11 protein-coding genes are annotated in these 11,420 nt (G+C 73.3%); 1 reads left to right on the top strand and 10 read right to left on the bottom strand.

Translation table 11 applies throughout. The features are described 5' to 3' along the window. Positions 1 to 160 precede the first annotated feature (160 nt). The 7 genes from pheT to infC form a co-directional block, all read right to left on the bottom strand. Positions 161 to 2,674, bottom strand: a complete 2,514-nt coding sequence (gene pheT / locus ABZY20_RS26620; RefSeq protein ID WP_356444332.1) for a phenylalanine--tRNA ligase subunit beta — start codon at positions 2,672 to 2,674, stop codon at positions 161 to 163. Further along, positions 2,674 to 3,795 (bottom strand): phenylalanine--tRNA ligase subunit alpha, encoded by a 1,122-nt coding sequence (gene pheS / locus ABZY20_RS26615; protein WP_356444330.1) that lies wholly within the window; start codon positions 3,793 to 3,795, stop codon positions 2,674 to 2,676. The genes pheT and pheS overlap by 1 nt, the downstream gene beginning before the upstream one ends. A gap of 127 nt (positions 3,796 to 3,922) precedes the next feature. After that, positions 3,923 to 5,065 carry an ATP-binding protein gene (locus ABZY20_RS26610; RefSeq protein WP_356444328.1) on the bottom strand — a complete coding sequence of 381 codons (1,143 nt, stop codon included), beginning with the start codon at positions 5,063 to 5,065 and terminating at the stop codon, positions 3,923 to 3,925. 53 nt (positions 5,066 to 5,118) lie between these two features. Continuing rightward, complete coding sequence (locus ABZY20_RS26605) at positions 5,119 to 5,979, bottom strand: RNA methyltransferase (RefSeq protein WP_356444326.1); 861 nt, start codon at positions 5,977 to 5,979, stop codon at positions 5,119 to 5,121. Between the two features lie 90 nt (positions 5,980 to 6,069). After that, complete coding sequence (gene rplT / locus ABZY20_RS26600; RefSeq protein WP_010045263.1) at positions 6,070 to 6,453, bottom strand: 50S ribosomal protein L20; 384 nt, start codon at positions 6,451 to 6,453, stop codon at positions 6,070 to 6,072. 94 nt (positions 6,454 to 6,547) lie between these two features. Next, entirely contained in the window at positions 6,548 to 6,742 is a 195-nt protein-coding gene (gene rpmI / locus ABZY20_RS26595; RefSeq protein ID WP_003977225.1) for a 50S ribosomal protein L35, read from the bottom strand. 107 nt (positions 6,743 to 6,849) lie between these two features. After that, on the bottom strand, positions 6,850 to 7,488 hold the full coding sequence (gene infC, locus ABZY20_RS26590) for a translation initiation factor IF-3 (protein WP_078955787.1): 639 nt from the start codon (positions 7,486 to 7,488) through the stop codon (positions 6,850 to 6,852). A gap of 407 nt (positions 7,489 to 7,895) precedes the next feature. Here infC and ABZY20_RS26585 point away from each other — a divergent pair, with 407 nt between their 5' ends. Further along, complete coding sequence (locus tag ABZY20_RS26585; protein WP_031114676.1) at positions 7,896 to 8,252, top strand: DUF1844 domain-containing protein; 357 nt, start codon at positions 7,896 to 7,898, stop codon at positions 8,250 to 8,252. A 25-nt stretch (positions 8,253 to 8,277) separates the two neighbouring features. On the opposite strand, the gene ABZY20_RS26580 is transcribed toward ABZY20_RS26585, so the two are convergent. The 3 genes from ABZY20_RS26580 to ABZY20_RS26570 are packed head-to-tail and all read right to left on the bottom strand — an operon-like array spanning position 8,278 to position 11,334. After that, positions 8,278 to 9,006: an SseB family protein gene (locus ABZY20_RS26580; RefSeq protein ID WP_356444324.1), complete on the bottom strand. Its 729-nt coding sequence runs from the start codon at positions 9,004 to 9,006 to the stop codon at positions 8,278 to 8,280. Positions 9,007 to 9,050: 44 nt separating this feature from the next. After that, positions 9,051 to 10,217 carry a type VII secretion-associated serine protease mycosin gene (gene mycP / locus ABZY20_RS26575; RefSeq protein WP_356444478.1) on the bottom strand — a complete coding sequence of 389 codons (1,167 nt, stop codon included), beginning with the start codon at positions 10,215 to 10,217 and terminating at the stop codon, positions 9,051 to 9,053. Positions 10,218 to 10,245: 28 nt separating this feature from the next. After that, positions 10,246 to 11,334, bottom strand: coding sequence for a hypothetical protein (locus ABZY20_RS26570; RefSeq protein WP_356444322.1), 1,089 nt, complete (start codon positions 11,332 to 11,334; stop codon positions 10,246 to 10,248). Positions 11,335 to 11,420 lie beyond the last annotated feature (86 nt).

Genomic DNA, 11,420 nt, shown 5'->3' with positions numbered 1-11,420 from the left:
TTGCCTTGGCCCCACATTCTGGCCCCCACCACCTTCCAGCGTACGGCCCCTACCGGCCCGGCCCGATTCTGTGGGACGATCCACCCGAAAAGGCGGGATCACCGACTTCTGCCACTCGAACGAGTGAGGTGACCCGCTCGTCGGGGCCGGTCCCGCGGCGTCAGCTGCGCAGCTCGGCGCCCACCCGCTCACCGGCGAGGGCGACGGCCGCGTCCCGGGCCGCGGACGCCTCGTCCACCGTCAGCGTCCGGTCGGCCGCCCGGAACCGCAGCGCGTACGCGAGGGACTTTCGCCCCTCCCCCAGCTGCTCGGCGTTCTCGTACACGTCGAACAGCCGGATGGACTCGAGCAGCTCACCGGCTCCGTCCCGCAGCGCCGCCTCGACGTCCGCCGCCGGCACGAACGCGTCGACGACCAGGGCGACGTCCTGCGTGGCCACGGGGAACGTGGAGATCCGCGGCGCCGCGACCGTGGTGTCACCGGCGGCCTCCACCGCGTCCAGGTCCAGCTCCATCGCACAGGTGCGCGCGGGCAGCCCGAGCGTCTTCACCACACGCGGGTGCAGCTCGCCGGCGTGGCCGACGATCCGCTCGGCACCGTCGACGGTGACCGCCAGTTCGGCGCACCGCCCCGGGTGCCACGGCCCGTACTGCCCCTTGCGGATGACCAGCTCGGCGCCGGCCTCCCGGGCGACGGACCGCGCCGCCTCGACCGCGTCGGCCCATTCGGCGGGGCGGCCCTTGCCCCACCAGCCGGCCTGCTCGCGGGCGCCGGCGAGCACCACGGCGACGTGCCGCGGCTGCTCGGGCAGCGCGGCGTCCAGCTCGGCGAGCTCCTCGTCGGTCGGGCGGCGGTCGACGGGCAGCACGGCGGCGATCCGCTGCTCCTCGCGCGGCCGGAAGACCAGACCGGACTCGAACAGCGCCAGGTCGTGCGAGCCGCGGCCGTCGTTGCGGCGCAGGGCGGCGAGCAGCCCCGGCAGCAGCGACGTGCGCAGCGCAGGCTCCTCGTCGCTCAGCGGGTTGCTGAGCTTCACCACCCGGCGGGCCGGGTCGTCCGCCTCCAGGCCGAGCTGGTCGAAGACCTGCTCGCCGACGAACGGGTAGTTCAGCGCCTCGACGTAACCGGCACCGGCCAGGGCGCGGCCGACCCGGCGGTGCAGCCGCTGCCGGTCCGTCAGACCGAGGCCGGCCGGCGGCTTGGGCAGCGTGGAGGGCAGGTTCTCGTAGCCCTCCAGGCGGATGACCTCTTCGGCGAGGTCGTTCGGGTCGGTGAGGTCGGGCCGCCAGGACGGCACGGTGACGAGCAGTTCGTCCTGCCCGTACACGTCGCAGCCGATCTCCTGCAGCCGCCGGACGACGGTCTCGCGGCCGTAGGCGACGCCCGCGACCTTGTCGGGGTGGTCGGCCGGGATGGTGATGGTGCGCGGAGCGGTCGGCGCGACGACCTCGGTGACACCCGCCTCGGCGGTGCCGCCGGCCAGCAGGACCAGCAGGTCGACCGTGCGCTGCGCGGCAGCGGCGGCGGCCTGCGGGTCGACGCCGCGCTCGAAGCGCCGGGACGCCTCGGAGGACAGCTTGTGCCGGCGGGCGGTGCGGGCGATCGACGTGGCGTCGAAGTGCGCCGCCTCGATGACGATGTCCGCCGTGGCGTTCTCCACGTCGTCGTGGTCGGCGATCTCCGTGTTCGCGCCGCCCATGACACCGGCGAGCCCGATGGGGCCGCGGTCGTCGGTGATCACCAGGTCCTCGGCGTCCAGCGTGCGCTCGACGCCGTCGAGGGTGGTGAGCTTCTCGCCCGGCTCGGCGCGGCGCACGCCGATGGTGCCCTGGACCAGGTTCCGGTCGTAGGCGTGCAGCGGCTGGCCGAGTTCCATCATCACGTAGTTCGTGACGTCGACGGCGAGGGAGATCGGGCGCATGCCGACCTTCTGCAGCCGGCGCTGGAGCCAGATCGGGGAGCGGGCCTCGGCGCTCAGGCCGGTCACCGTGCGGGCGGTGAAGCGGTCGCAGCCGGTGGGGTCGGAGATCCGCACCGGGTAGCCGTAGGCGTTCGGCCCGGGCACGTCGAGCAGGGCCGGGTCGCGCAGCGGCAGGCCGTAGGCGGTGGCGGTCTCGCGGGCGACGCCGCGCAGCGACAGGCAGTAGCCGCGGTCGGGCGTGACCGCGATGTCGAGGACCTCGTCGACCAGCTCCAGCAGCTCGACGGCGTCCTTGCCGACCTCGGTCTCCGGGGGCAGCACGATGATGCCCTTGGTGCCGTCGTCGCCCATGTTCAGCTCGTCGCTGGAGCAGATCATGCCGCGCGACATCTTGCCGTAGGTCTTGCGCTCGGCGATCTGGAAGTCACCGGGCAGGACGGCGCCGGGCAGGGCCACGACGACCTTGTCGCCGACGGCGAAGTTCCGGGCGCCGCAGACGATCTCCTGGGGCTCGCCCGAGCCGTTGGCCTGCCCGACGTCGACGGTGCAGAAGCGGATCGGCTTCTTGAACTCCGTCAGCTCCTCGATGGTCAGCACCTGGCCGACGACCAGCGGGCCCTTGAGGTCGGCGCCGAGCTGCTCGACGGTCTCGACCTCCAGACCGGCCGAAATGAGCTTGGCCTGGACGTCCCGGCCGGTCTCCGTCGCCGGCAGGTCGACGTACTCCCGCAGCCAAGAAAGCGGGACCCGCATCAGATCTCCATCCCGAACGGCCGGGTGAACCGGACGTCACCCTCGACCATGTCTCGCATGTCCTCGACGTTGTGGCGGAACATCAGCATCCGCTCGATGCCGAACCCGAAGGCGAAGCCGCTGTACTTCTCCGGGTCGACACCGCAGGCCCGCAGCACGCGGGGGTTGACCATGCCGCAGCCGCCGAGCTCGATCCAGCCCTCGGACGAGCAGGTGCGGCAGGGGCGGTCGGCGTTGCCGACGGACTCGCCCTTGCAGACGTAGCAGAGCATGTCCATCTCGGCGCTCGGCTCGGTGAAGGGGAAGAAGTTCGGCCGCAGCCGGGTCTTCATGTCCTCGCCGAACAGGGCCTGCACCATGTGGTCCAGCGTGCCCTTGAGGTCCGCCATCGTCAGGCCCTCGTCCACCGCGAGCAGCTCGACCTGGTGGAAGACGGGGGTGTGGGTGGCGTCCAGCTCGTCGGCGCGGTACACGCGCCCCGGGCAGATGACGTAGACGGGCAGCTCGCGGTCGAGCAGGGAGCGGATCTGCACGGGCGAGGTGTGCGTGCGCAGGACGACACCGGATTCGGCGTCGCCGTCCGGGCTCTGCACGAAGAAGGTGTCCTGCTCGCCGCGGGCCGGGTGGTCCGGGCCGATGTTGAGCGCGTCGAAGTTGAACCACTCCGCCTCGACCTGCGGCCCCTCGGCGACCTCGTACCCCATGGCCACGAAGACGTCCTCGACCCGCTCCATCATGGTGGTCAGCGGGTGCCGGGCGCCGGACGGTACCCGGTCGTAGGGCAGCGTGACGTCCACCGCCTCCTCGACCAGGACGCGGGCGTCCCGCTCGGCCTCCAGCTCCGTCTGGCGGGCCGCGAGGCCCTTGTTCACGGCGCCGCGGGCCTGGCCGACCCGCTTGCCGGCCTCGGCCTTGGCGTGCGGGGGCAGCGCGCCGATCTCGCGGTTGGCGAGGGCCAGCGGCGAGGCGGGGCCGGTGTGGGCGACCTTGGCCTCGTGGAGCGCGTCGAGGGAGTCCGCGGCGGCGAAGGCGGCGAGCGCCTCGTCCCGCATGCGCTCGATCTCTTCCGGTTTCAACGTCTCGACCTCGACCGGGTCGTACGACTTATTCGGTGCCGACATCTCTTCCCGTGCTTCCGATTGGCTGGCTGAAGGTCCCCGTCACCGGCTCCGACGGCCGTCTGCGGGACACAAAGGTGCCAAGGGCCGAGTCTAACGGGGTGGAGGTGGACGAATGCGCCCGTGGTCCTCAGGCGAGATACGCCGGGGCCGCCACGGGCAACGTAAATCGGAACTCGGCGCCCGCGCCCGGGGCGCGGCCGACCGTGATGGTGCCGCCGTGGGCTTCGACGATGCCCTTGACGATGTAGAGCCCGAGGCCCGTGCCGCCGCGCTTGCTGCCCCGCCAGAAGCGGGTGAAGACGCGGTTCATGGACTCCTCCGGGATGCCGGGCCCCTCGTCGCTCACCGTGACCGACGTGCCGGTCTCCTCGCCCTCGCGGGGGGACGCCGTGGCCGTGATGTCGATCGTGACAGTTCCCTCGCCGTGCCGCACGGCATTTTCCAGCAGGTTGCTGAGCACCTGGTCGATCTTGTCGGGGTCGGCCCACAGGTCGGGCAGCGGCTGCTGGACGCGCAGCAGGAAGCGGTCGGCGCTCTGCCCGGCGGCGACGTAGGCCTGGATGTGCCGTCCGACGGCGGCGCCCATGTCCACGGGCTGGCGGCGGACCTCCAGGCGGCCGGAATCGATCCGGGAGATGTCGAGCAGCTCGGCGATGAGCCGGGTGACGCGGTCGGCGTCGGCGTCGACGGTCTCCAGCATCAGCCGCTTCTGGTCGTCGGTGAACCGTTCCCACTTGGCGAGCAGGGTGGCGGTGAAGCCCTTGACGGAGGTCAGCGGGGAGCGCAGCTCGTGGGCGACGGTGGCGATCAGCTCGGCGTGGCTGCGCTCGGTACGGCGGCGGGCCTCGGTGTCACGCAGGGTGACGACCAGGCGCCGGACGGGACCGGTGGGGCGGGTGCGGACGTAGCGCGCGGAGACCAGCACCTCGCGCCCGCCCGGCAGCAGGAGGTTGCGCTCGGGCTGCCCGACGCGGATGGCGAGGCCGCCGTAGGGGTCGGTGAGCTGCCACCAGCGGCGCCCTTCGAGGTCCTCTAACGGCAGGGCCTTCTCCAGGCGCTGTCCGAGGGCGTCCTGGGCGCGGGCGGCGGTGATGCGCTCGGCGGCGGCGTTGAAGCAGATCACGCGGCCCTGCTCGTCGGCGACGACGAGTCCGTCGGGCAGCTGGTCGGGGTCGATGCCGAGGCCGGCGCCCGCACCGGACGGCCGGGGCGCGGCGGGCGGGTCCCCGGCGTCGCGGGCCCCCGGTGCGCTGCTCGTGCCGACGCTCATCCCCGTACCCCACCTCTCAGGCTCCGCGGAGGGTCCCTGAGCTGGTCACCCTACTAGTTCCCGGTGACGGAGCGGCACCCTCCGGGGGCGCGCTGTGCACGCGCCGACGCATAGAGACATACGGCCGCGGCGGTGGCCAGGTTCAGGCTCTCGGCCTTCCCGTGGATCGGGACCCGGACCACGGCGTCGGTGAGGGCGCGGGTCTCCTCCGGCAGCCCCCATGCCTCGTTGCCGAAGACCCAGGCGGTGGGCCCGCCCATGGTGCCCTTGTCGAGCTCGTCGTCGAGGTCGCGGTCACCGGCCCCGTCGGCGGCGACGATGCGCACCCCGGCGGCCCGCAGCCCGTCGACGGCCTGCTCGACGGGGACGCCGACGGCGACGGGCAGATGGAACAGGGAGCCGACGGAGGCGCGGACGGCCTTGGGGTTGTACACGTCGACGGAGGCGTCGGTCAGGACGACGGCCTCGGCGCCCGCGGCGTCGGCGCAGCGCAGCACGGTGCCGGCGTTGCCGGGGTCCCGGACGTTGGCGAGCAGGGCGACGAGCCGGGGGCGGGCCCGCAGCACCTCGTCGAAGGGCGTGTCGAGGAACCGGCAGACCCCGACCAGCCCTTGGGGGGTGACGGTGGTGGAGATGTCGGCGATGACCTGCTCGGACGCGAGGTGGACCCGGGCTCCGGCGTCCCGGGCCTCCCCCACGATGTCGGCGTACCGCTCGGCGGCCTCGAGCGTCGCGAACAGCTCCACGAGCGTGGCCGCGTCCCCGGCCCGGTGCCCGGCGGCCTCCCGTACGGCCTGCGGCCCCTCCGCGAGGAACAGCCGCTCCTTGCCCCGGAAGTTCCGCTTGGCCAGCCGCCGCGCGGCCAGGACGCGGTGGGAGCGGGGCGAGATGAGCTCGGGGGTGGCAGGGGACATCCGGTTCGCTTTCTCCGTAACTACTACACAGCAGGACCCGCAGGCCGTCCGGCCTGCGGGTCCTTCAGTCACCTCGGCTGAGCGCCGGTGTCAGGCCGCCTTGGGGGCGTTGACGTCGCTCGGCAGCGCCTTCTGCGCGACCTCGACGAGGGCCGCGAAGGCGCCCGCGTCGTTCACGGCCAGCTCGGCCAGGATCTTGCGGTCGACCTCGATGTTCGCGGCCTTCAGACCCTGGATGAAGCGGTTGTAGGTCATGCCGTTGGCGCGGGCAGCGGCGTTGATGCGCTGGATCCACAGCTGGCGGAAGTCACCCTTGCGCTTCTTGCGGTCGTTGTAGTTGTAGACCAGCGAGTGGGTGACCTGCTCCTTGGCCTTGCGGTACAGGCGCGAACGCTGACCGCGGTAGCCGGAGGCCTGCTCGAGGATCGCCCGGCGCTTCTTGTGGGCGTTGACTGCCCGCTTGACGCGTGCCACTTCTTAACTCCTTGTAGCGGGGCCGTGGGGGTCTTCACACGGCCCGAAATCGATTGGGTCCCGGTCCAGACGTGCGGCGCTCACGCGCCGGGCGTCACTTGCCGAGAAGCTTCTTGATCTTCGCGGCGTCGCCCGGGGCCATCTCGGCGTTGCCGGTGAGGCGACGCGTCACACGGGACGACTTGTGCTCGAGCAGGTGGCGCTTGCCGGCGCGCTCGCGGAGCACCTTGCCGGAGCCGGTGATCTTGAAGCGCTTGCTGGCACCGCTGTGCGACTTGTTCTTCGGCATAGCGCCGTTCTCTCCTCGTCGGTGGCGCTCCGGTGCCCGGTCGTGAAACCGGGCACGGTGGAGCGTCGTCTTGTTTCGGTTGCTTCCTGGGACTCGCGTCCCGGGGGTCACGCCTCGGCGGGCTCCTCAGCCGGCGCCTCGGTCTCCGCGGCGTTCTGCGACTTGCCGGGGTTGGCCTTCGCTTCCGCCTTGCGGGCTTCCTGCGCCTGGCGAGCCTCGGCCATCGCCTCGGTCTTCTTCTTGTGCGGACCGAGGACCATGATCATGTTCCGGCCGTCCTGCTTCGGGTTCGACTCGACGAACCCGAGGTCCTGGACGTCCTCCGCGAGACGCTGCAGCAGTCGGTAGCCCAGCTCGGGCCGGGACTGCTCGCGACCACGGAACATGATCGTGATCTTGACCTTGTCGCCCTGCTTGAGGAACCGGACGACGTGACCCTTCTTGGTGTCGTAGTCGTGCGGGTCGATCTTCGGCCGGAGCTTCATCTCCTTGATGACCGTGTGCGCCTGGTTCTTGCGCGCCTCACGGGCCTTCATGGCCGACTCGTACTTGAACTTCCCGTAGTCCATGAGCTTGCACACGGGCGGACGGGCGTTCGCCGCGACCTCGACCAGGTCCAGGTCGTACTCCTGCGCAAGCTCCAGTGCCTTGGCCAGGGGGACGATGCCCACCTGCTCGCCACTGGGACCGACAAGTCGCACCTCGGGAACGCGAATCCGGTCGTTGATGCGGGGCTCGGCGCTGATGGATCCTCCTCGGTAGCACCACGCGGCGGTCTGGCGGACGGCCGCGTAACGTCTGTGTTCGTTAGACCTAACCGCGCAGAGGCAACAAAAATGCCCCGGACGATTCCCAGGCGGGGCTCCTCGAACTACCGGAGCACCGTCGCGGGGGAACCGCGGGGCGCGCTTTCGGACGGATCGCCGTCGCCGGACGGGACCGTCTGACCGGTGACCCGCCGCCCTGGGGGTGGTCGGGTGGGAGTTCGAAAGCCTCCACTTGTGGGCCGGGCTCGCGGGCTGTGAGGCATACGTGTCCGACCGGTCGTTACCCGAGATTACCAGCAAAGGCCAGGAACGGCTAATTGCGGCGCCTCGCGGAGGGGCCGGGGTCCGGTGCGGCGGGCGCCCGCTCTGCGCCTATCGTGTGGGGCATGAGTGAGACCCCTCCTGAGTCCCCCGACTTCGACGCCATGGCCCGCGACATCGCCGAGGTCCCGGCGGTCGAGGTGATCGTGACGGTCGCCGTCAACCTGATGAGCGCCGCCGCGGTGAAGCTCGGTCTGACCGAGGAGGGCGAGAAGCACAAGGACCTGGACGAGGCCCGCAAGCTGGTGCACGCGCTGGCCGGTCTGCTGGACGCGTCCGCCACCGAGATCAGCTCGTTCCACGCGGCGCCCCTGCGCGACGGCCTGAAGTCGCTGCAGCTGGCGTTCCGCGAGGCCTCGCTCGTCCCGGACGAGCCGGGGCAGGGCCCGGGTGAGAAGTACACGGGCCCGGTCTACGGCTAGAGGCTCATCGGACGAACCCGGAGGCTCAGCGGACGAACAGGGGCTCGCCCGGGGGCGTCGCCTCGGCCGGCAGCAGTGCCAGGTCGAGGCCGCGCACCAGGCGGGCCCTCAGTGTGTCGTCGGCGGCGAGGCGCTCGGCGACGGCCCGGGCGGCCTCGGCGGGATCCGCGGCGGGGTCGAGGACCAGGGCGAGGGTGCCGTCGGCCTGCCCGGGGCCGAGGTGGGCGCGCAGGACGGCGGGCTCGGCGGCCACGGCCGCGCGCACGGCGTCCACGACCGCCGGGTCCGCGAGCGGGTCGGTGGTGACGCGGCCCTCCGCGAGGGCGAGCAGGGCCGGGCCGGTCAGTTCGAAGGGCACCGGCCCGGCGAGGTCCAGCACGACCGTGTCCGCCTTCTCGTGCGCGGCGGCCCGCAGGGCCTGGTGCAGGGGTACGGCGACGGGCCGGGCGGCCGGGTCCCAGCGGGCCAGGGAGTCGGTGGAGGTGAAGGCGGGCAGAGCGGTGCGGTTCCCGGCCTTCAGGGTCGGTACGGCCATGTCGCTGGTCTTCTCGCGGCGCAGTCCCCGCTCGTCCTCCTCGACCTCGCCGAGCACGGCGACGACGGGGACGAGCAGCCGGGCGCCCTTGAGCGCCTCCAGGACGGGTCCCACGGCGGTGCGGTCCTCGGACCAGGCGGCGAGGGCCGCGCTCAGCCGGGGGTCGGCGGAGCCGTCGTCGTCGGAGTAGCCGGGGTCGGGGATGTTCTTGTTCGCCACGGTCGTCGACCCTATCGGCAGGGTGGCGCGCCACCGGCGGCGGCTCAGAACTCCTCGTGCCGCGTGCGGCGGCCCCGCCACAGGACCACCGAGGCGACCAGCAGGACGCCGCCCGCGCTGCCCGCGAGGGGGGCGGCCCAGTCGGCGGTGCCGTCGTCCGAGGACGCCTCGTCCGGTCCGTCGCCGAAGTACTCCGCGCCGTAGGACACCGACCTGAGGCCGCCGTCGGCGAGGCGGCCCCCCTCCTCGATGGCGGCGGCCGGGTCGACGAAGCCGAAGCCCCGGGAGTCGTCGCGGCCCTCGACCGGGGCGTTGCGGGCGGTGTCCTCCAGGAGCGACTTGATCTGGGCCGGGCTCAGACCCGGGTGGGCCGCCTTGACCAGGGCGGCGGCGCCGGAGACGAAGGCGGCGGCGGCGCTGGTGCCCCAGCCCTCGTAGTACTTGCGGTCCGGGTCGGCGATGACGACGTCGACGCCGGGGGCGCTGACGGTGGCGTACCAGCGGCGGGTGGAGAAGGAGGCGCGGGTGCCGGCCCGGTCGACGGCCGTGGCGGCGATGACGCCGGGGTAGGCGGCCGGGTAGGAGATGTGGTCGCCCTTCTCGCCGCCGTTGCCGGCGGAGGCGACGACGACCACGCCCTTCTTCAGGGCGTACTGGATCGCCTGGTCCTCGGCGGGTTCGGGGTGGGCGGAGGCCGAGTCGTCGCCGAGGGAGAGGTTGATGACGTCCGCGCCGTTGTCGGCGGCCCAGCGGATGCCCTCGGCGAGGGCGTTGCCGCGGGTGCTGCGGGCCTTGGCGCGGGAGGGGTCGCCGTCCTCCAGGATCACGCGGACGGGGAGGATCTTCGCCTCCGGGGCGATGCCGAGGACGCCTTCGGAGTTGCCCGGGCCGTGGCCGTGACCGGCGATGATCCCGGCCATGGCGGTGCCGTGGCGGGCCCAGGCGCGGTCGCCCGGCCCGGCGCCGAAGCGGACCAGGTCCTTGCCGGTGAGGACGTTGCCCGCCAGGTCGGGGTGGTCCGCCTCGACACCGGTGTCCAGGACGGCGACGGTGACGCCGGCGCCCTTGGTGGTCTGCCAGGCCTCCTGGGTGTGCATCGCCTCCAGGGCCCACTGCCGGGCGCGGATGCCGTCGGCGTGGGCGGGGACGGAGGGGACCAGGACGAGTCCGGCGGCGAGGAGGGCGCTCAGGAGCCCGCCCGTGCGGGACATGACGGCTTTCACGACGGCTGCTCCGTTTTCACGACGGCCGGTCCGTGGCCGAGCGGACGTTCTTGCGGAGGTCGCGTTCGATGCGGTCGGCGAGGCCCTGCGCCTCGTGGCCTAGCCCGGCCTGGGCGGGGGCGCTGGTCGCGCCGGACGCCACGGCGTCCTCGGCGGGCTGCGGGTCGTCGACGGAGCGGCCGTCGGCCCAGCCGGAGACCGCGTACACGACGACCGGGGCCTCGGTGAGCACGGAGACGGTCCAGGCGGCGCGCTGCCCGGCGCCGAAGTCCGCGGCGGGGGTGCCCTTCGCGGCGTACGGCAGGGGCATGAGGTCGCTCCGGCGGTCCAGGCGCTCCTTGCGGAAACGGTTCGCGAGGGAGGTCATGCCCGCGGCGTCGGCCGTGGTGAACAGCAGGCCGACGGTGGTGACGTGGCTCTCGGTGGCGTCGGTGTAGGTGGCGCGCAGCAGGCGTGCGCAGCCGGCGGGGGCGAGGGCCTTGCGCAGCAGGGGGTCGAAGGCGTCCCTGCAGCCGCTGTCGGGGGCGACGGCGATCCGGGTCCAGGTGCGGTCGGCGCCGCCGGGGCCTGCGCCCCGGCCCTGCACGGTGCGCGGGAAGAGCTGGTCGACCGGGACGCTGTGCCAGAGGCTCCCGGCGGCGGTGAAGGCGCTGCGCGTGCCCTGTTCACCGGAGTCGCCGGCGAGCCAGCTGCCGGTGACCGCGCCGGAGACCAGGCCGAGCCCGAGCACGAGGCAGACGGCGGCAGCGGCGGCCTGCGACGCCCCTCGCCTGCCGAGCGGCCGGGGCCGGGCGTCCGCGTCGTACCCCTCGGGCTCTCCGAACGACACCAGCGGGCGCGTGGGGCCGGGGGCGCCGCCGGGGGTGAGAGGGGCGCTCCAGGACAGCGAGGGGTCGGGAGCGAGGCCGGTGGAGTGGGGGGAGGCCGGGGTGGCGGGGGTGACCGCCGACGGCACACGCACGCCGTGCCCGGCACCGGCGCCCGCGCGCGGCTCCCGACCGGGGCCGGGCGGGGCGGTGGGAGGCATGCCGTGACCGGCGTCGGCACCTGCGTGCGGCTCGCGCGCGGGGCGCGGCGGGGTGCCGGGGCGGGCGGTGGGAGGCATGCCGTGACCGGCGTCGGCACCTGCGTGCGGCTCGCGCGGGGGCCGCGGCGGGGTGCCGGGGCGGCTGCCGGGTCGCCGGGGGGCGC

The organism is Streptomyces sp. NPDC006624 (assembly GCF_040611555.1).
In the GTDB taxonomy this organism is placed as follows: Bacteria; Actinomycetota; Actinomycetes; order Streptomycetales; family Streptomycetaceae; genus Streptomyces.
The sequence above is the reverse complement of the archived record's forward strand: the minus strand, read 5'-3'. Positions and strand labels throughout refer to the sequence as shown.